15 protein-coding genes and 1 riboswitch are annotated in these 21,535 nt (G+C 46.2%); of the genes, 7 read left to right on the plus strand and 8 right to left on the minus strand.

Features of this window, described 5'->3' with window-relative positions; all coding sequences use genetic code 11:
• Nucleotides 1-262: 262 nt before the first annotated feature.
• The 3 genes from OCV12_RS03105 to tadA all read left to right on the plus strand — a co-directional run bounded on the left by OCV12_RS03105 (nt 263) and on the right by tadA (nt 4,012).
• Nucleotides 263-1,825, plus strand: coding sequence for an AbgT family transporter (locus OCV12_RS03105; RefSeq protein ID WP_048663708.1), 1,563 nt, complete (start codon nt 263-265; stop codon nt 1,823-1,825).
• Between the two features lie 203 nt (nt 1,826-2,028).
• Entirely contained in the window at nt 2,029-3,318 is a 1,290-nt protein-coding gene (locus OCV12_RS03110; RefSeq protein ID WP_261885323.1) for a hemolysin family protein, read from the plus strand.
• Between the two features lie 73 nt (nt 3,319-3,391).
• Nucleotides 3,392-4,012 (plus strand): tRNA adenosine(34) deaminase TadA, encoded by a 621-nt coding sequence (tadA, locus tag OCV12_RS03115; RefSeq protein ID WP_261885324.1) that lies wholly within the window; start codon nt 3,392-3,394, stop codon nt 4,010-4,012.
• A 62-nt stretch (nt 4,013-4,074) separates the two neighbouring features.
• On the opposite strand, the gene OCV12_RS03120 is transcribed toward tadA, so the two are convergent.
• Entirely contained in the window at nt 4,075-4,206 is a 132-nt protein-coding gene (locus OCV12_RS03120; RefSeq protein WP_017059878.1) for a hypothetical protein, read from the minus strand.
• 300 nt (nt 4,207-4,506) lie between these two features.
• A complete protein-coding gene (gene mltF / locus OCV12_RS03125; protein WP_261885325.1) occupies nt 4,507-6,075 on the minus strand; it encodes a membrane-bound lytic murein transglycosylase MltF in 1,569 nt (522 codons plus the stop codon).
• Nucleotides 6,076-6,404: 329 nt separating this feature from the next.
• Here mltF and purL point away from each other — a divergent pair, with 329 nt between their 5' ends.
• Both purL and OCV12_RS03135 read left to right on the plus strand, forming a co-directional pair.
• Complete coding sequence (purL, locus tag OCV12_RS03130; protein ID WP_261885326.1) at nt 6,405-10,301, plus strand: phosphoribosylformylglycinamidine synthase; 3,897 nt, start codon at nt 6,405-6,407, stop codon at nt 10,299-10,301.
• 264 nt (nt 10,302-10,565) lie between these two features.
• A complete protein-coding gene (locus OCV12_RS03135; protein WP_008223831.1) occupies nt 10,566-11,099 on the plus strand; it encodes a DUF3332 domain-containing protein in 534 nt (177 codons plus the stop codon).
• Between the two features lie 83 nt (nt 11,100-11,182).
• Here the strand turns inward: OCV12_RS03135 and dapD are convergent, their stop codons facing one another.
• The 6 genes from dapD to OCV12_RS03165 form a co-directional block, all read right to left on the minus strand.
• Nucleotides 11,183-12,214, minus strand: a complete 1,032-nt coding sequence (gene dapD, locus OCV12_RS03140) for a 2,3,4,5-tetrahydropyridine-2,6-dicarboxylate N-succinyltransferase (protein ID WP_009848346.1) — start codon at nt 12,212-12,214, stop codon at nt 11,183-11,185.
• 258 nt (nt 12,215-12,472) lie between these two features.
• Nucleotides 12,473-13,114, minus strand: coding sequence for a MarC family protein (locus OCV12_RS03145; RefSeq protein WP_261885327.1), 642 nt, complete (start codon nt 13,112-13,114; stop codon nt 12,473-12,475).
• Between the two features lie 240 nt (nt 13,115-13,354).
• On the minus strand, nt 13,355-14,344 hold the full coding sequence (locus OCV12_RS03150) for a GGGtGRT protein (protein WP_017631946.1): 990 nt from the start codon (nt 14,342-14,344) through the stop codon (nt 13,355-13,357).
• Nucleotides 14,345-14,367: 23 nt separating this feature from the next.
• Nucleotides 14,368-15,060, minus strand: a complete 693-nt coding sequence (locus OCV12_RS03155; protein ID WP_261885328.1) for an iron-sulfur cluster assembly scaffold protein — start codon at nt 15,058-15,060, stop codon at nt 14,368-14,370.
• A gap of 194 nt (nt 15,061-15,254) precedes the next feature.
• Nucleotides 15,255-15,339, minus strand: a riboswitch (Fluoride riboswitch).
• A gap of 155 nt (nt 15,340-15,494) precedes the next feature.
• On the minus strand, nt 15,495-15,788 hold the full coding sequence (locus tag OCV12_RS03160) for a YebG family protein (RefSeq protein ID WP_008223840.1): 294 nt from the start codon (nt 15,786-15,788) through the stop codon (nt 15,495-15,497).
• Between the two features lie 88 nt (nt 15,789-15,876).
• Entirely contained in the window at nt 15,877-16,773 is an 897-nt protein-coding gene (locus OCV12_RS03165; protein ID WP_261885329.1) for a LysR family transcriptional regulator, read from the minus strand.
• A 160-nt stretch (nt 16,774-16,933) separates the two neighbouring features.
• On the opposite strand from OCV12_RS03165, the gene OCV12_RS03170 reads away from it, so the two are divergent.
• The gene (locus OCV12_RS03170) at nt 16,934-17,929 is read left to right on the plus strand and encodes a TDT family transporter (protein ID WP_449361571.1); all 996 of its coding nucleotides are present in this window, start codon (nt 16,934-16,936) and stop codon (nt 17,927-17,929) included.
• Nucleotides 17,930-18,056: 127 nt separating this feature from the next.
• A complete protein-coding gene (recC, locus tag OCV12_RS03175; RefSeq protein WP_261885330.1) occupies nt 18,057-21,533 on the plus strand; it encodes an exodeoxyribonuclease V subunit gamma in 3,477 nt (1,158 codons plus the stop codon).
• The last annotated feature ends 2 nt before the right edge of the window (nt 21,534-21,535 follow it).

Consider the following 21,535-nt stretch of genomic DNA (forward strand, 5'->3'; position numbering starts at 1 on the left):
GCGACTCCTTTTACTGATAATTTTCACTCCTCGGACATTGTTTACGTACTAGTTAAATGACTGTATATGGAATGGTGTTTTTTGTGTTTTTATATTGTTGCTGTTGTATGGTATTTTTGCAAAATATGTCTCCATTTATGGAAAATGAGGTGGAATCTTGTGCTTTTTAATGGCGATTTAAATAGAATATGTGCTGTACCAATAGGCCGTGGTCAAAACTTATATTAGGCCTAAACAAAACAACATCACATATGGAGTTACAATGAGTAACCAAGCCGTAAAAAAAGCACCATCGACTGAGAAAATCAGTGGAATGGACCGCTTTCTAAACTTCATTGAACGCGCCGGCAACAAAATTCCAGACCCAGCAATCCTGTTCTTCTGGGCTCTAGTTATCGTATGGGTAGCATCTGCACTTTTGTCGAACCTTTCATTCGACCTAATCAACCCTCAAACGGGTGCTGCTCTAGAAGTTAACAACCTACTGACTGGTGAAGCGCTTGCTAGCTTCCTAGCGAATATGGTTACCACGTTCACAGGCTTCGCACCGCTAGGCATCGTACTTGTTGCTATGCTAGGTGTTGGCGTTGCAGATTCTTCAGGCTTCATTACGACTGGCCTTAAGAAGATGCTTAACTTCACGCCAGCTAAGCTACTAACGCCAATGCTAATCCTTGTTGCTATCGTGTCTCACACAGCTGCAGATGCAGGTTACGTTCTAGTAATCCCTCTTGGTGGTATCATCTTCCACGCAGCGGGTCGTCACCCTCTAGCGGGTATTGCAGCAGCGTTTGCTGGTGTATCAGGTGGTTTCTCAGCGAACTTCATTCCTTCAGGTATTGACCCGCTACTCGCTGGTTTCACTCAAACAGCGGCAAACGTTCTTGACCCTGAATACGTGATTAACCCTCTAGCGAACATCTTCTTTACTGGCCTATCTTCAGTTCTTATTGTTGCTATCGGTTGGTATGTAACTGAGAAGATCATCGAGCCTCGCCTTGCTAACACGCCAGTTGATGAAGATGCAGAAGCAGCACCAGATCTTGGTACATTCACTGCAATCGAATCTAAAGCATTCAAGTTTGCAGGTTGGGCTATGGTTGCAGGTATTGGTCTGCTTATCGCGGCTCTTATTCCTGAAAACTCAGCACTTCGTTCTCCTGAAGGTGAGCTAACAGCATTCTCTGCACCAGTAATGAAGTCTATCGTTCCTCTGATCTTCATCCTGTTCATCATTCCAGGTATCGTCTACGGCCGTGTAGCGGGTACTTTCAAGAACAGCAATGACGTAATCAAAGCAATGTCTGAGACCATGGCAACGATGGGCGCATACATTGTAATGTCGTTCTTCTGTGCACAGTTCCTATCTGCATTCGGTCAATCAAACATCGGTACTATGCTTGCGCTTTACGGTGCTGAAGGCCTGAAAGCGATGGACCTTCCTGGTGAAGCAACGGTTGTTGGTATGATTCTACTAACAGCTTCAGTTAACCTTCTTGTAGGTTCTGCTTCAGCTAAGTGGGCTCTTATCGGTCCAATCCTAGTTCCAATGCTAATGGTTGTGGGTATCTCTCCTGAGCTATCTCAAGCGGCTTACCGTGTAGGTGACTCAGTGTCTAACATCATCTCTCCACTAATGGTGTTCTTCCCACTGGTTGTTGTTTACTGTCAACGCTACGTTAAGTCGACAGGTATCGGTACTCTAGCTTCTCTAATGATGCCATTCTCGATTGCTATGCTAATCGGTTGGTCTATCTTCTTGCTAGCTTACTGGGCTCTTGGTATCCCACTAGGTATCCAAGCACCTTACACTTACACAATGTAAGATTGAACTAAGCAAAATTAAGCTTTATTCATTGCTAAGCCCGCACCGAAATGTGCGGGCTTTTTTTTCGCTATTTTTTTCTGTTTTGTTTGTATTCAAGACTCTTTATATCCAAAACTTTTTATATCCAAGTCAAAGGTACTCAGCTTATACTCCGGATTACGGCTAATTGTTGGCCGGTAAATTTAGGAAATCCAAACCACATGAAGATTCTGCTTTTAGTAGGGTTAATTGTTTTAAATGGTCTGTTTGCCATGTCAGAGATTGCATTGGTAGCAGCAAAGAATAGTCGGCTGAAACGCTTAGCCGAAAAACATCGTTCCGCTCAGGTTGCACTTGAGCTTAAAGAAAACCCAACCCGCTTCCTCTCAACCATTCAAATCGGTATCACTGTAATCGGCCTGCTCAGCGGCATTGTGGGTGAGGCGACGCTATCTGCTCCATTGGCTGTTCAACTTGAACTGTGGGGATTAGACCCAACACAAGCGAACATCTTATCTACTGCGGTTGTGGTGGTGGGTATTACTTACTTCGCGATAGTTGTCGGTGAGCTAGTACCAAAACGTTTCGCTCAATCTCAAGCTGAAAACATCGCCGTATTAGTGGCGCTACCTATCTTCTGGTTATCTAAAATCGCGACGCCTTTTGTGTTTGCGCTATCGGCTTCAACCGAAGGCATTCTTAAGCTGATGGGACGTGGCGGCGAAGAAGACAGCGTGACTGAAGATGATATTCATGCGCTCGTGAAAGAAGGCTCTGAATCTGGTGTGATAGAGCGTGGTGAACAAGAGATGATTCGCAATATCTTGCAGCTTGATGATCGTCTTGTCAGCTCATTGATGACTCCTCGCAGAGACATCGATTTTCTGGATATCGACCAACCTGTTGAGAACATCTTGAAGCAGCTCCGCTCATCAAAGCACAGCGTATTCCCTTTATGCCAAGACCATCTAAATAAGGTGGTGGGCACAGTGTCGGCCAAGGCTTTATTGAATCAGGCGGGTAATCTGAGTATTCAAGTGATCATGGGGCTGTCTAAATCGCCGATCTATGTACCGGAATCGATGAAGGCATTACGTCTACTTGGCTACTTTAAAGAGTCGGGTACCGAGATGGCATTCATTGTCGATGAGTATGGTGATGTGCAAGGCTTGGTGACTCACTACGATATTCTTGAGGCGATTGCCGGAGAGTTATCGAACAACCCGAAAGACCTTTGGACAGAGCAAGTCGAAGGCGGACTTCTGGTGGACGGGTTAATCCCCCTCAGTGAGCTGAAAAACCGCTTAGAGCTTTCGGAACTAGAAGGTGAAAACGAGGGTTTCCAAACGCTGAATGGCCTTATCACGTGGCTACTAGGCCGCTTACCAGAAGTCGGTGAATTCGTGGAGTGCCAGCAGTGGCAGTTTGAAATCATCTCAGTTGAGAACAACCGCATTGTGAGTGTTAAAGCGACGCAAACCGTTAATGATGTCGTTGAAGCAGCAAGCTAAATAAAGAGCTAATCATCTAGATGGTGGCTATTGTTCATTATCTCTTTGTTGTTCATAGCCACCAAGATTAGGTATGCTTCACCGCATACCTTTTTTGTTCTTATTGTTTGTTTTTCGGGAGTTCCCTTTGTCAGACCATCAATTCACCCCTCAAGATGAAATCTTCATGCGACGCGCCATTGAGGTAGCCAAGCAAGCTGAGAGTGAGGGAGAGGTCCCCGTGGGTGCCGTGTTGGTAAAAGATGGTGAGATTATTTCTGAAGGGTGGAACCGTTCGATTGGTAGCCACGATGCCACGGCACATGCAGAAATCGAAACCTTGCGTAAAGCAGGGCAAGCTCTGGAAAATTACCGTCTACTCGATACCACCTTATACGTCACGCTAGAGCCGTGTCCTATGTGCGCAGGAGCCTTGTTACATAGCCGAGTAAAACGCATCGTCTTTGGTGCACCTGACTTAAAAGCCGGTGCGGCGGGTACAGTTTTGAACCTGTTTGAAAGCCAAGCCTCGTACCACTATGCTGATGTTGAACATGGCCTATTAGAAGAAGAGTGTCGTGAGCAGTTGCAGGCGTTTTTCAAGCGCCGTAGGAAAGAGATAAAAGAGAAGCGAAAGCAAGAGCGTCTGTTGGAAGAGCTGAGTCTAAAAGCTGACGAGGTAAGTAGCGACAAAAAGGTCAGTAATAAGAAATAGCAGCGAGCTTTAGGCACTCTCAATCTCAAGAGTGCCCGTGCCAACCGACTTGGTTATCGTATTTACTCAGCAATCATCTGCATGAAAGCACGGTTGCGCCAAATGATCTTCTTTTTGTTATTTGAAAGCATACGCTTACGACGGTTTGCAGCAACGGTCTTATCAAGGCGCTTCGATTTCAGTTTCTTCATCATTTCAATGATTTCCTATTTGTCGTCTGACTTTGTAGTTTGGACTAACGATTTAATTATAGTGTTATTCGTTTATTTGGCTTGTCGCGCGCTTGGCTTACCCAGAAGAGCAGTTCTAGCTAAACCCCAGCACTGAAGTGCAACAGAGCGTAATCTTGATTATGGTGTGCCGTTATAAAGTTCGATTGTTACTGCAATATGACACATCGATTTTCACGGCCTTTTGTCGAGCTTATTCTTTTACGCAGTTATAAAAAGCACAATAAAAAAGAGCAATGCTTAATGGCATTGCTCTTTTAGTCTCTACTGCGAAGGTTCTGAACTGCTTACTGTCGATTCAGCAGCGCTAATGCTTGATTCAGCACCAGAAGTCTCTAGAGGTGGGATGACGATCAACCCTTCAAGACTCTCTTCTTGTTCCTTATTACGCTTATTTACATGGCCGATGATGCTTTGGTAATAACGGCGAATGTTTTCAACGTAATTTCTAGCTTCATCACCACGGGCATAGCCGTAGCGAGTTTGGCTGTAGTACTTCTTCTGTCGTAACAGCGGCAGTCTGTCTTTCACATCGCCCCAAGCATCGGGATCGCCACCTTGTGCCTTCGTGAGGCGACGAGCGTCCATCATGTGTCCGTAACCGACATTGTATGAAGCTAGGGCAAACCAGATCTTTTCGTGTTGAGTGATTGAATCTGGCACTCGATTCACGATGCGACGTAGGTATTCAACACCACCTTGTACCGACTGTTTCGGGTCGAGCCGGTTAGTCACACCAACGCTCTTCGCTGTAGGCAGTGTCAGCATCATCATGCCTCGCACACCCGTTGGCGAGCGTGCGACTGGGTTCCAGTGTGACTCTTGGTATGCCAATGCAGCAATCAAGCGCCAATCAAATTCTTGTGAGTACTTCTGAAACAGCGGTGACCATTTTGGTAGTTTGCTGTCTAGTGCGCGGATAAAGGCACGAGTATCAACGTAGTCGAAGGTGCCGATATGACCGATGTATTTCTCTTCCAGTGAAGCCAGTTCACCAGACTGTTTTAGGTTACCGAAGAACTCAATCAGCAAAGCGTACAAACTTTCATCTTCCGATCTATTTAGGTACCAAGAGATAGGCTGGTCTTCTGTCAGCTCAAATGCCAAGGCAACATCTGGGTACAAACGTTGCGCCAGTGACAATTCGATAGAGTCTGCAACTGTGAATAAACGTTCGCCTGTTGATACTTCTTTTAGCAGGTCATTGATGTCTGCATTGCCAACCGCGTCGTAGATGAAGTCATCGTGTGTTTTCTGTAGCAGTTTGAGTGTTGGTTCAAAGTGCGAGTCTTTCACCACAACCAAAGAGGGCGTCAGCGTCTCGCTTGATACCGCAGCTTCTGATTCCGCTTGTGCTTTTACAAACTCAGCCTGACGCTCATTCTCAAAATTGATCAATTGCTCAAGGTTTCTTGGGCGCCATTGTCCCTTTTTGTACACGACCTGTTGGCTTACATAGTAATAAGCAGGCGCGGCGCGATAAGCGCGTGTCAGTTTGTTGTTTTGCGTTAAGCCAGTCGCGATAAGGTCGATTTCGCCTTTCTTCAACGCTGGGAATAAGCCAGATAGACGGTAAGCGGGTTTAACCTCAAGCTTTACACCAAGCTCCTGCGCAAACTCACGAGCTAACTCGTAATCCAAGCCAGCCGGTCCATCAGGACCAATGTAATAAGAGAGTTGGTTGTTAAGGGTGCCGACACGAAGAACGCCGCGATCTCGTATCTGCTCAAGGACACTTTTAGGTTCAGATTCAATCTGGCATCCCGCGAGCCCAACCAGAGCGATAACGAGCAGAATGAATTTAGACGAAAAGATGAGCGTAAATTTAGGCATCAAAATGAAATCTCGAAAAGTGGAAGCCCCTTTATACCAAACCCCGCAAGGCTGGCAAAGCAGGTTTAATTAAACAGATGTAAAAGTGGTGATAAATGCAGCAAAAATACTATTTACGCAGAAAGATAAAAAAAATAACGCAAACGGTTGCTTTTGGTGTTACGTCACAAAAAGAAATGCTTTATAATGCGCTCGCATTGAAGAGGTGGAATCGGCATAGGTTTGGCAACCTTCGGGAATAGCTTCGAAGAAAACAGTTAGGTTGTTCCTATAACCCACTGAATTTATTCCAATACTACCTTAATCAACTGCATAAGAGACCTAAGCACATGAGAATTTTGCGTGGCTCCCCAGCTCTATCTGAGTTTCGTGTTAACAAGCTTTTAGAGCTTTGTCGTGAATTAAGCTTACCTGTAACAGGTATTTACGCTGAGTTTGCCCACTTTGCTGATTTAACGGCAGACCTAGATGAGTCTGAAGTTGAGAAGCTAGAAAAGCTACTGACTTACGGTCCAACGATTGAAGAGCATGAACCTGAAGGTTTATTGCTGCTTGCAACGCCACGCCCGGGCACTATCTCGCCTTGGTCTTCAAAATCAACAGATATCGCACACAACTGCGGACTGGCTAAAGTGTCACGTCTAGAGCGCGGTACTGCTTTCTACATTGAAACTTCGGCTGAACTTTCTGAGCTTCAACTTGTTGAGCTGAAAGCGATTCTACACGATCGTATGATGGAAGTGGTTTTCACTGACTTCGAATCGGCAGCGGCACTGTTCAAAGTTGCTGAGCCTGCTCCTTATGCGGAAGTTGACCTATTAACTGGCGGACGTAAAGCGCTTGAAGAAGCAAACGTTACCCTAGGTCTTGCACTTGCAGAAGATGAAATTGATTACCTTCTTGAAAGCTTCACTGAAAAGCTAGGTCGTAACCCGACTGACATCGAGCTAATGATGTTTGCACAAGCGAACTCAGAGCACTGTCGTCACAAGATCTTTAACGCTGATTGGACTATCGATGGCGTTAAGCAAGAAAAATCATTGTTCAAGATGATTAAGAACACCTTTGAAACGACACCAGAACACGTTCTGTCTGCTTATAAAGATAACGCAGCGGTAATGACAGGTTCTGAAGTCGGTCGTTTCTTCCCAGATCCAAAAACTCGTCAGTACAACTACCACCAAGAGAAAACACACATCTTGATGAAGGTTGAGACGCACAACCACCCAACGGCAATCTCCCCATGGCCGGGCGCATCTACAGGTTCAGGCGGTGAAATCCGTGATGAAGGCGCTACTGGTATTGGTGGTAAGCCGAAAGCAGGTCTGGTTGCGTTCTCTGTATCTAACCTTAAGATCCCGAACTTCGTTCAACCTTGGGAAACCGATTTTGGTAAGCCAAGCCGTATCGTTACTGCTCTGGATATCATGCTTGAAGGTCCTCTTGGTGGCGCGGCATTCAACAACGAATTTGGTCGTCCAAACCTACTAGGTTACTTCCGTACTTACGAAGAGAAAGTAAACTCTCACGCAGGTGAAGAAGTACGTGGTTACCACAAACCAATCATGCTAGCTGGTGGCCTTGGTAACATCCGTGATGAGCACGTTCAGAAGAAAGAGATCCCAGTAGGTGCAAGCCTAATCGTTCTTGGCGGTCCTGCGATGAACATCGGTCTTGGTGGCGGTGCGGCATCTTCTATGGATTCTGGTTCTTCTTCTGAAGATCTAGATTTCGCTTCTGTACAACGTGAAAACCCAGAGATGGAGCGTCGTTGTCAGGAAGTGATCGACCGTTGTTGGCAGCTAGGTGATGCGAACCCAATCGCATTCATCCACGATGTGGGCGCGGGTGGTATCTCTAATGCTCTTCCTGAATTAGTAGACGATGGTGAGCGTGGCGGTATCTTCAACCTACGCGACGTGCCAAACGATGAGCCGGGCATGAGCCCACTTGAGATCTGGTGTAACGAATCTCAAGAACGTTACGTAATGGCGGTTGCTGACGAAGACATGGCAACGTTCGACGCAATTTGTAAGCGTGAGCGCGCACCATACGCAGTGGTTGGTAAAGCAACGGAAGAGCGTGAACTTAAACTTGAAGATTCACACTTCGACAACACGCCAATCGACATGCCAATGGACATCCTTTTAGGTAAAACACCTAAGATGCACCGTGACGCGAAAACGCTAAAAGCAAACAACCCAGCGATTGACCGTTCTGGTATCGAAATGAATGAAGCGGTTGACCGTGTTCTTCGCCTGCCAACAGTCGCTGAGAAAACATTCCTTATCACTATCGGTGACCGCTCGGTAACAGGTCTTGTTGCTCGTGACCAAATGGTTGGCCCATGGCAGGTTCCGGTTGCTAACTGCGCTGTAACGGCAGCAAGTTACGACTCTTACCACGGTGAGGCGATGTCTCTTGGTGAGCGTACGCCAGTGGCACTACTAGACTTCGGTGCATCGGCTCGTCTAGCGGTTGGTGAAGCAATCACAAACATCGCAGCGACTAACATCGGCGATATCAAACACATTAAACTATCGGCTAACTGGATGTCTCCAGCGGGTCACCCGGGTGAAGATGCAGGTCTTTACGAAGCGGTGAAAGCAGTCGGTGAAGAACTATGTCCAGCACTGGGTCTAACTATCCCAGTGGGTAAAGACTCAATGTCTATGAAGACGAAGTGGGAAGAGAACGGCGAGCAGAAAGAAGTAACGTCTCCGCTATCTCTTGTTATCACTGCGTTTGCTCGTGTTGAAGATGTTCGTAAGACAATTACGCCTCAGCTTCGCACTGACAAGGGTGACACATCACTAGTTCTTATCGACCTAGGTAACGGCAAAAACCGTCTAGGTGCTACGGCATTAGCGCAAGTTTACAAGCAGCTTGGTGACAAGCCAGCAGACGTAGACAACGCAGCACAGCTAAAAGGTTTCTACGAAGGCGTTCAAGCTCTTGTGGCTAACGACCAAGTTGTGGCTTACCACGATAAAGGTGATGGTGGTCTATTTGTTACTCTAGCTGAAATGGCATTCGCAGGTCACTGTGGTGTTAATGCTGATATTGCTGCGCTAGGCGAAGATGCACTAGCTGCACTATTCAACGAAGAGCTAGGTGCGGTAATCCAAGTTCGCAACGATGACCTAGACGCGGTTCTTTCTACACTTGCGGCAAACGGCCTAGAAGCGTGCTCACACGTAATTGGTTCTGTTGAAGCATCGGATGAGCTAGTGATTAAGTCTGGCGAGTCTGTAGTGATTGAACGTAACCGTACTGAGCTACGTACTATCTGGGCTGAGACAACGCATAAGATGCAAGGTCTACGTGATAACCCAGCATGTGCTGACCAAGAGCACGAAGCGAAGAAAGACAACTCAGACCCTGGTCTGAACGTGAAACTAAGCTTCGACGTAAATGAAGATATCGCTGCACCGTTCATCAACACCGGTGCTAAGCCTAAGATGGCAATTCTACGTGAGCAGGGTGTTAACTCTCACGTTGAAATGGCAGCAGCATTCGACCGTGCAGGCTTCGAAGCAACTGATATTCACATGAGCGACATCCTAACGGGTCAAGCGGTTCTAGAAGAGTACAACGGCCTTGTGGCATGTGGTGGCTTCTCTTACGGTGATGTACTAGGCGCAGGTGAAGGTTGGGCTAAGTCGGTTCTGTTTAACGACTCTACTCGTGACCAGTTTGAAAACTTCTTCAAGCGTGAAGATACCTTCTCTCTAGGTGTATGTAACGGTTGTCAGATGCTGTCTAACTTACGTGACCTAATCCCAGGTGCTGAGTACTGGCCACGTTTCGTTCGCAACGAATCTGAGCGTTTTGAAGCACGTTTCAGCCTAGTAGAAGTTCAGAAATCTGATTCTGTATTCTTCAATGGCATGGAAGGTTCTCGTATGCCAATCGCTGTTTCTCACGGTGAAGGCCGCGTAGAAGTACGTGATAACGACCACCTAAACGCGATTGAAAACTCAGGTACAGTTGCCTTACGTTACGTTGATAACAACGGTAACCAAACGCAGCAATACCCGAACAACCCGAACGGTTCGCCAAACGCTATCACAGGTTTAACAACGACTGACGGCCGCGTGACTATCATGATGCCTCACCCAGAGCGTGTGTTCCGCACGGTTGCAAACTCTTGGTCTCCAGAAGGTTGGGGCGAGAATGGCGCTTGGATGCGTATGTTCCAAAACGCTCGTAAGAATGTAGGTTAATCACTTTCTTACAGGTCGCATTAATCTAGGCTAGGTTAATCAAAAATGAAAAGCGCAGATCGAAAGGTCTGCGCTTTTTTATTTCCTAAGATTTAGGAACCAGTGCGAAACAATTGAGGTTTGCAGTTTGCTGTTCTAAAAATCTCCACTACGCTAAATGTTATGGAATCAATTTGTTAGGCGAATAATTCTTGCTATCGAGCAAGGAAAGCTTCGTTCGGCTATGCAAAAACTGAATCAATCATCGTGGCATAAGAGGGATCTATGAAAACAACAATTACAAAAGCCGTTGCAGTGGCAGCGATTGTCATGTCGTTAGCTGGGTGTGTAGGTAGTAACGCGGTTACTGGAAAATTAATGAAGTTCAACGTCGAGGTGGTGGATAACCGTTACGCTCGTGCGGGCGTCAACTTCTTGCTTGCTCCGGTTTACGCATTAACCACCGCAGCCGATTACATTGTCTTTAACTCAATCGAATTCTGGGCGGGTAAAAACCCACTCACAGGCGCACCTCACATCTTTGATAGCAAAGTCGATACCATGATTGATGTGAACGACAGCCTTGATGATTCACTAAAAGAAGCACCACTTGGTTTCAATAATCGTCAGATCGAATGGGGTGAGATGCAGCAAATTGATGAGAACACGATTCGTATGGACATCACTTACAACGATGGTCAGAAAGCCGTTCTGACAGGTGTTCGTGATGGCGACAAGGTCAGCTACTACATGGATGGCACGCTAGTATCAGAAACTTCTATTCAAGCGCTTGAGCAGCTAGCCGCAGAGAAAGCGTAACCCTTTTAGTTTGATACCAATAAAAGAAAAGCCGCTGGATTTAACCCCAGCGGCTTCGTATTTTCTAGCATCTAGCGCTTAGATTAGTTGTTGCTGTGTAGCTCGCTGTTTAGTTCAACAGCAGACTTGTTCGCTAGACATTCAATTTGACCAGTGATCGAGTTGCGGCGGAACAGAAGATCAGAAACGCCAGCTAGGTCGCGAGCTTTAATGATTTCTACTTCGTTGCCTTCTTTATCTAGCATGCGAACCTTAGTACCTGCAGTTACGTAAAGGCCAGACTCAACAGTACAACGGTCGCCCATTGGGAAGCCAAGACCCGCGTTTGCGCCTAGTAGGCAGTTTTCGCCGATAGAGATAACCATAGTACCGCCACCAGACAGAGTACCCATGATAGAAGCGCCGCCGCCGATGTCTGAACCGTTACCTACAACAACACCTGCTGATATACGACCTTCAACCATGCTTACGCCAGTTGTACCTGCATTGAAGTTGATGAAACCTTCGTGCATAACCGTTGTGCCTTCACCCACATGTGCGCCAAGACGAACACGAGAAGTGTCAGCAATACGAATACCTGTTGGTACCACGTAATCCACCATTTTAGGGAACTTGTCTACGCAATCTACAGATAGAGCGCGACCAGCTAGGCGTGCTTCGATTTGACGCTCAGCCAGTTCAGGAAGATCGATTGGACCTTCGTTAGTCCATGCGATGTTGTGCAGTAGACCGAAGATGCCGTCTAGTACTGTACCGTGTGGTTGAACTAGGCGGTTAGAGATAAGTTGCAGCTTAAGGAAGCCTTCAGCAACTGATGCTGGCTTTTCGTCAGTCGCAAGAACAACAAGAACAAGTGGCTGCTCAGATGCTGCTGCTTTTTCTGCGAAAGATGCGTTTGCTGCATCGTCGTTTGCTGCGAATGCTTTCGCTAGTTCTGCACTTTGTGCTGCAGAGATTTCGATAGCTTGGTTGCCTTCAGTGTAACCTGCAACTTCACCAACAGCCGCTACTAGAGCATCGCTTGGGTTTAGAAGTGGGTTAGGGAAGAACGCTTCAATGATTTTATTGTCGCGGTTTTTAGTTGCCGTACCGAAGGCTAGTGAAAAGTAAGCCATGTTGAATCTCCATGTGTTGAGTCTTGATTTTGCTATTTCATAACAGCGGCTCGAATAACAAGCGCTGCCGTTAGCAAAGTTAATTTAATTGCGTTCATCATAAAGAGAGCGCCCTCGTTATGAAAGGGCGCATCGGGATAAAGTCTGTAAAATGATATTGCTTGTCTTTTGAGAGATATTTTTCTGCAATGAGAAAACACTGCAGATCAACACAAATTGATTGGTGCGTTAGCCAACGTTCTTCTGTGAATAGCCTCTTTAGACAAACAGCGCCTTATAAGCTTGTTCAATCCCTTCAATCAACATCTGCATCCCGATAACGGCGAGTATCAAACCCATCATTCGAGTAATCACGTTTAGTGCGCTTGGCCCTACGGCTTTCACGAAGCGTTCGCCGAATACAAATAATACGTAGGTTAAGGTGCACAGTAGGCCAAACGCGACGATGGTAATGATTGTTTCGTAAATTCCCTCAGTGCTGGCGAAGTTCATTGCGGTGGCTATGGTGCCGGGGCCTGCCAGTATTGGCATGGCTAGAGGTGATACTGCGATGCTAAGCGCCGCGTCTCGTTGGGCGTCTGAGTTGACCTTCTCTTTTGCTTTTGAATGTGTTGAGTCACCTTGCAGCATGTGAAAGCCAATCAAAAAGACCAGAATGCCGCCCGTGATACGCAGTGCGTAAAGCGTGATACCAAAGAGGTCAAAGATCAGTTTACCAGAGAGTGCAAACGTACTGACGATGACAAATGCGATAAACACTGAACGGAAGGCGATGGATTTGACCGTTTCTCTATCGTTATCACCTGTTAATCCAAGAAAGATTGGGGTGTTGGCGATTGGGTTCATGATGGCGAAAAAGCCCATGAACACGGTGATGGTATGAATGATGAGCTCTTTCATATTATTCCTTTGAAAATATGCAGTTAAATACCAATAGTTTGTGTATTTAATCTTAGATACAAATAATTATTAGAAATAGATATTAGAGCAAGTGTGAATAAAAAACAGCCAGCATAAGACTGGCTGTTTGGTTTTAGTGATAGGGGTAGAGTTTTGGTCGTGCGTTATTGCGCGTTTCTCAATTAAAGAGCTCTACAAAAGGCTCTATATGACAGGCCGACTATAGAGCTCGTTTTGTCGTTATGCGTTTTGAGACTCACTCACAGCGACAGCCAATGCAACCGTAGCACCTACCATTGGGTTGTTACCCATACCGATGAAGCCCATCATTGCTACGTGAGCTGGAACAGAAGAACTACCAGCGAATTGAGCGTCAGCATGCATTCTGCCCATGGTATCTGTCATGCCGTAAGATGCAGGGCCTGCAGCAACGTTATCTGGGTGTAAAGTTCGACCTGTACCACCGCCTGAAGCTACTGAGAAGTAAGGCAAGCCTTGGCGAGTACGCTCTGCTTTGTAGATACCGGCAACAGGGTGTTGGAAGCGTGTTGGGTTGGTTGAGTTACCCGTGATACTCACATCCACTTCTTCTCTGTGCATGATCGCTACGCCTTCACGTACATCATCAGCGCCGTAACACAAGATCTCGCCACGAGGGCCTTGTGAGAAGCGGCGACGTTCTGTTTCAACTAGCTCACCCGTTTGGTAATCAAATTGAGTGCGAACATAGGTAAAGCCATTGATGCGAGAGATTAGGTAAGCCGCATCTTTACCTAGACCGTTCAAGATAACTTTCAATGGTGTTTTGCGTGATTTGTTCACGTTCAGTGCAATCTTGATCGCACCTTCTGCAGCAGCAAAAGACTCATGGCCTGCAAGGAAAGCAAAGCAGTGGCTCTCTTCATTTAATAGACGTGCAGCCAGTGCGCCATGGCCGATACCGACTTGACGTTGCTCCGCAACACTGCCGGGTTTTGTGAATGCTTGAAGGCCTTCACCAATGATATTCGCCGCTTGTTCAGCGTTGTTCGCTTTGCGGAACAGAGCCAATGCTGCACCAAGAGTGTAGGCGTCAGCTGCGCTTTCAAATGCGATAGGTTGAGTGTCCATCACCAGCGCTTTTGGATCGACATTGTGTGATAGACAGTATTGGTTTGCTTGCTCTAAAGAGTCGAAGTTCATTTCTGCCAATACGCGAGTTACTGATTCATTAAATTGAGTGTTCATCATATCTTTCCTCTTAATTGGCAAAATTATTGTTGGCGTGGGTTGATGGTGGTTACGGCTTCGTCGAAGCGACCATAAGTCCCTGTCGCAAGGTCAGCAGCTTCGTTCGCTGGTACACCTTGGTTAATCGCCTTCATCATTTTGCCGAGGTTGAGATATTCGTAGCCAATCACTTCGCTGTTATCGTCAAGCGCAAGTTTGGTCACGTAACCTTCTGCAAGCTCTAGGTAACGAACGCCTTTCGCTGAGGTTGAATAGCTGGTACCGACTTGGCTGCGCTGTGTTTGACCTAAGTCTTCCAATGCTGCGCCGATCTCTAGGCCACCTTCAGAGAAAGCAGACTGAGTTCGACCGTAAACAAACTGTAGGAAGATTTCGCGCATTGCTACGTTGATAGCGTCACATACTAAGTCAGTATTGAGCGCTTCTAGAATGGTTTTTCCGGTGAGGATTTCGGCTGCCATCGCGGCAGATTGTGTCATGCCTGAACAACCAATGGTTTCGATTAATGCTTCTTCGATGATGCCGTTTTTTACGTTAAGAGTCAGTTTTGCAGCACCTTGTTGTGGTGCACAAGTGCCAACACCATGGCTTAAGCCAGAAATAGCGATGACATCTTTTGGGCTAACCATTGCGCCTTCAACTGGAATTGGAGCTGAATTGTGAAGATCACCCCTTTGAATAGGGCACATTGATTGAATTTCTGAAGAGTAGTGCATAATGTTTTCTCACTTATAGAGCCATTTAAGACCTAGGGCGTTGAGAAAACAGGACGTGTTGGAAGAGGTGCGGCTAATTCACTACAGATCTTGAGTATCGATAATCCAAAGGTGTCATGGAGCTTGGTCTTACTAGACTAAGTCCATTTCAAAATGGAGGAATAGCGATACGTCCAACAGTATTACCTGTTTTCGATTCTGTAGGAGTCATTAGCACTGTTCGGAAAGAACGGGCGGTTGAAGCAAAAGCTTAGGTGGAACCCCATCACCTGATGGCTATAGATTAGATCTTTATCACACTTTTGCGCAAGCGAATGTTTAGAGCGATTTCGACTATAAACAAGCTTCATTATATTTCGATAAGTATAAAAAAACGCCAATAACGAACTCTGATTAGAGGCGTTATTGACGTTTTTTAGAAAGGTATCAGCTAGTTATGCTGCATCTTCTTCTGCGTCTTCAACAGCTTCAAGCTTCTTAGCTTTTTTCGGAGCTGGCTTACGCTTAGCACCTAATGCGTAAAGAACTTCTTCTTTGTTCTTCGCTAGGTACATTGCAAGTTCTTCTTGCTTGCCTTCATCTTCAACTAAATCGCTTTTGCCTAACAGTTCAAAAAGCTCATCAGCCATATCCAGCATTTTGTCGTATGCGTCAGCTTCGGCTTTAGAGGTAAAAGTCATTTTCTCTTCTCCGTTGCGTTCCACCACGTACTTGACGATAACAGCCATGGTTAATCCTCTAAGTTTGATAAATTTTACTGGCTTTTTATACAGTTTCTGATGCTAAAAGTCCAGTTGGAGCCTGAACTATGCGGCCTCAATCTTGATGTGTAGCCCAGTCTTCACAATAACCCATGAAAGATTTCAGCAGTGGGCTTTGATATTTGTCTTTATGGACCAGCATCCAGAATCGACGTTTCATGTCGAGTGGTACATCAAGTGCTTTCACTCGGCCTGAATCAATCGCACGTTGTGCCGCTAAACGCGATAAACACGCAAAGCCCAGACCTGCAGAAACAGAGTTGATGATCGCTTCCGTGGTGTTGAGCTCAAATGATTCGTACCAGTGCTCGATACGCGGTGCAACGGCACGCAAGAAAAACTCACGTGTACCTGAGCCTGACTCGCGCAATATCCAATGGCTGCCTTCTAAATCATGCAGAGCAACTTTGTCTTGTGAAACGAGAGGGTGTTGATTACTAACGATAATACACATCTCATCGCTACTGAACTGGCTAGAGATCAATTCAGGATGGAGTGTTTTTCCTTCAATTAGCGCGATATCCAGTTCATAATCCACCAACTTTTGGCAGATCAGCGCACTGTTTGAAATGAACAAGCTCTGGTCTTGATGCTGAGTTCGTTCGCGAAAGCCAGACAGAATAAAGGGTGCGACTTGATTACCAATCGTGTCACTCGCGCCAACCTTGAGATTGCCATTTAATGGTTGGTCATCGCGGAACAAAACATCGATACCCGCAGCTCGGTGAAGTATCTCATCAGCCAAGGGAAGTAATTTTTGTCCCTCTTGATTGAGAATTAATCGGTTGTTAACCCGGTCAAATAGAGAGTGACCTAACTGTTTCTCCATTTCGCCTAATGCCATGCTGACCGCGGCTTTAGACAAAAACAGCGCTTCTGATGCGGCGGTAAGCGTCGAATGCTGGGTAATGGTGACAAACACTTTGAGTTGTTTGATTGAGATATTAGCCATCAGGTTCCTAGTTTTACGCTGCTGGTGGAAAGGGTTGTTCAGTATTGATGAACACTTGTTATATATAATTGGATATTGTTTAACGAAGCGCAAGCGTATTATGGCTTCAACAAGCTGATGAGTTCACAAGTTTAGTGAATTAAGTTTAAGAGAGGCTGACATGATTCAACGTATTAAATATAGATTAACAGGAGCTCCAACACCCATGGCAGGGTTAGCACTCGCAATCGCAAGCTTAGGCTGGTGCTGGGATGGCGTTTTAGTCGCACAAGGTATTTTGCACACTCCTGGCTTAGTGCAGTGGATCAGTGCAGGTATTGCAGCGGTATTGCTTCTTGTTTTAGCTGTGAAATTTTTGATTCATGGCCACCTATTGCGTGAAGATCTTGCTCACCCTGTTGTTGGCAGTGTGGTACCTACATTTGCGATGGGGTGCATGGTGGTATCAGCGTCTTTGGCGCCAATTTCTCAATTCTTACAAGAAGCGATGTGGTTGGCTTCTGTGGCTTTACACGTTGTGTTTCTAGTGAGCTTTTTGTACCACAGAGCTAAAAACTTTGAGATTCACCATATGGTGCCAAGTTGGTTTGTGCCACCAATCGGTATTATCGTGGCTGACGTGTCTTTCTCTGGTAATCCAGTTTTAGAGCCAGTAGCGAACGCGACTTTGGTATTTGGTTTATTGGTTTACGCTGTGATGCTACCACTGATGGTTTACCGTTTGATCTTCTCTCACGAAGTGCCAGATGCAGCTAAACCAACGATTGCGATTATGGCTGCACCAGCGAGCCTATCATTGGCGGGTTACTTAACCGTTACTGCTAGCCCTTCACCAGTGATCATTGGTTTGCTCTTTGGTATCGCAGTGTTGATGACGTTTATTATCTACATCGCGTTTTTCAAACTACTTCGTCTTCCATTCAGCCCAGGCTATGCAGCGTTTACTTTCCCAATCGTGATTGGTGCAACAGCGTTATTTAAATTGGCGGCTTGGATGCAAGTACAAGGTGTTGAAGCGCACTACATCAGCCAAGTGTTCAATCTAGCGTACCTAGAACTGATTGTGGCAACCTTCGTCGTCGGTTATGTCGCGATTCGTTACTACATGAACTACAAACCTCATCGTGTTTTAAGTGCGGTAGCGGGTAGATTGTAAAGGGCAATAGTTCAAAAGATAAACGGACCTTAAGCTTTCGGTATTTCATAAGCTTATATTCCTCATCCAAACTCAGCACTTATGCTAATCTGGCAGTATATTGTGGCAAGATTAGCGTGAGTGCACTTTGTTTACTGTTTACCATTCCAATAAAGTTGATACTTTAAAAATTCTTCTCGTTCACTTGATCAAAAGTGACCCTTTAGCCAATCCTTTCGAAAAAGAGCAAATTCTGGTTCAGAGCCCAGGTATGTCTCAATGGCTTAAGATGGAACTCGCCAAAGAATTTGGTGTAGCAGCAAATATCGATTTTCCTCTTCCAGCAACCTTCATTTGGGATATGTTTACCCAAGTGCTTCCTGATGTACCTAAACGCAGTGCTTTTAACAAAGAAGCGATGACGTGGAAGCTGATGAGTTTGCTACCCGCGAAACTTGACCACCCTGATTTCTTACCCCTACAGCGCTATCTTGAAAACGACGAAGATGATTCAAAGCTGTATCAATTAGCCGAGAAAATTGCCGATATCTTCGATGGTTACTTAGTATATCGTCCAGAGTGGATGGCGATGTGGGAAGCGGGCGAGCCCGTTGCAGAATTGATTGATAGTGAAGGACAACAAGAGCACCCTTGGCAGCCAATTTTGTGGAAGGCGCTTTATGATCAGACCCTCTCTCAAGGTCAATCAAAGTATCACCGTGGTAACTTATATCACGACTTCATTGAAGCGCTAGCCAACCAACAAGGGCAGCTACAACACCTGCCGAAACGTCTGTTTGTATTTGGTATTTCGTCGCTGCCTCCTCGCTATATGGATGCCTTGAAAGCGCTGGGAGAGCAGATTGATGTTCACCTGATGTTTACTAATCCTTGTCAACATTATTGGGGCGATATCCGCGACCGTAAATACTTGGCAAGAGTGGAAGCGCAACGTCGTAAGCAGTTTGCTCTGGTTGATGGCTTACCTCAGCTAGAAGGCGAAGTATCGCCATTGAAAGATGGTATTGAAGCCAACGTCGAAGATGAACTGCATACCAGCCAAGCGGTAGGTAATAGCTTGCTTGCGTCTATGGGTAAGCTGGGCAGAGATAACCTGTTCTTGCTGTCTCAATCAGACAGTGAAGAGCACGAGTTCTTTATTGATGTTGAGAGAGACAGTCTGCTGCATCAACTGCAAGCCGATATTCTCCAGTTAGAAGAACATCAAGATGATCACATCTTAGATTCCAGCAACCACAAACAAGTGGTTGAGCTGGGTGATCGCTCGTTGACTGTGCATGCTTGTCACAGCCCAATGCGCGAGGTGGAGGTTCTCCATGACCAGCTATTGGCGATGTTCGATGCTGATCCGACACTCAAGCCACGCGATATCATTGTGATGGTGGCAGATATCAATGCCTACAGCCCTGCGATTCAGGCGGTATTTGGTAATGCCCCGGGTGAGCGTTATATCCCTTACTCGATCTCCGATAGAACCGCCGACCAAGAGAGTCCAATTCTGACCGCGTTCATGCAGCTGGTCGCGCTACCGAGCACGCGTTGTTTAGCTTCTGAACTTCTAGAGCTACTAGAAATCCCAGCGATGATGGCACGCTTTGGTATTGATGAATTTCAATTTGAGCAAGCCAAGCAGTGGGTTGAAGAGGCGGGTATTCGTTGGGGCGTCGACTCGTCTACCGCAACGGAGTTTGATTTGCCTGCTACTGAGCAAAATACCTGGCTATTTGGTATTCAGCGGATGCTGCTGGGTTATGCGATGTCAGGTTCTGCAGGTTTGTTTGAAACTGAACACTCTCCAATTGCGGCTTATAACGAAGTTCAAGGTATTAATGCCGAACTTGCCGGTAAGTTAGCGCACTTTATTGACCGTATTGCTCATTACCGTCAACGCTTAACTGAAACTCAATCTATCGACATGTGGCGTGAAACCTTGCTGCAAATGATTGATGATTTCTTCGCCGTTGAGCTAGAGGGCGAGGTGGTGCTTAAGTCAATTCGCGATGCACTTTCTCAACTGAATGAACAGCTTGATGATGCCCTATACGAACAAGAGCTATCGCCAAGCATCATCTATCAGTACTTGAATAATAAACTGTCGGGCGCGCGCATTAGTCAGCGTTTCTTAGCGGGGCAAGTGAACTTCTGTACCCTGATGCCGATGCGTTCCATCCCGTTCAAAACTGTTTGTCTATTAGGCATGAATGATGGTGTTTACCCTCGTTCAATGCCGCCAGAAGGTTTTGACCTAATGAACGGGCGCACACGGCCGGGAGACCGCTCTCGTCGTGATGATGACCGCTACCTGTTCTTAGAAGCAATGTTGTCAGCACAAGAGTGTTTGTACATCAGTTATGTCGGCCGCTCGATTCAAGATAATACTGAGCGAGTACCGTCGGTATTGGTTTCTGAGTTGATTGAATACTGCCAGCAGAACTACTGCCTAAGTGAAGACCAATCATTACCAAGTGATGATTCAGGCATCAGGCTGACTCAAGCAATTAGTTTTGAACACACCATGACGCCATTTAGTCCTGCAGCCTTTACACAAGGTGATGAAAGCCATGTATTGAGTTACGCCAAAGAGTGGCTTCCTGCGGCTAACCGTTCCGGTGAACGCAGTGGTGAATTCAATCGTGCCTTGGATGACTATTTGCTTGGTGCAACTTATCTACTGGAATTGGATCTTGTTGAATTGCAGCGTTTCTGGCGCTTACCGGTGCAATACTTCTTTAATCGCCGACTAAAAGTGGTATTTGAGCCACCGCTTCCGGTTATGGAAGACGATGAGCCGTTCGTGCTAAATGGCTTAGAAAGCTTCCAGCTTAAGGATGCTTTGCTGCAAGTATTGTTGGATAACCCTGAAGGGGCAGATGAAGCGGTTCGCTTGTTTGTTTCTGAGCAAAAAGCCCAAGGTCGATTACCGGTTGGCGCTTTTGGCGACATTGAATTTGAAACCAACCGAGTTCAAGCAGAAGACTTAGCCAAAGAGATTCGATTTGTAAGTGGGCAGCCACAGCAAGATCTTGAGGTAAATATTGAGTTTGATGTGTTAGGTGAAGGCAAACCGGTTCGTTTGATGGGTTGGTTAACTCAAAACTATCAATCGGGTTTGGTGCGTTTCCGTAGCGGTAAAATTCGTTCGCAAGATTACTTGGCTGCATGGATCGATCACTTGTGTTGTGCAGTAATGGGGCACGGAAAAACAACCCATATTATTGGCTATGACAGAAAAGAAGGCGTGGTTCACCAAACGCTACAACCGATTGCTGATGCGCAGCAGGCTAAGAGTTTATTGGCTGAGTTGGCTCGACTGTTCTATCAAGGCATGACTGCACCACTGCCTTACTTCCCGAAAACAGCATTGGCTGGCGTTGAAGCGGGCTTTAGCCGTGGTAAATGGGTCGATGATGAAGAGAAGTCGCTCAAGAAAATGGCCGATACTTTTAATGACAGCTTCGCCTTTACCGGTGAGGGCAGAGACACCTACATCTCGCGTATTTGGCCTAAGTGGGATGATGAGCTGGCTGCGGAGTCGCGCATGTATTCAACGCTTGTGTTACAGGCGGCAAGGTTGGCGGCTGCCGATCTGGAAGATCAGGAGTAAGT

The sequence above is a fragment of the Vibrio pomeroyi genome (assembly GCF_024347595.1).
Classification (GTDB): Bacteria; Pseudomonadota; Gammaproteobacteria; order Enterobacterales; family Vibrionaceae; genus Vibrio; species Vibrio pomeroyi.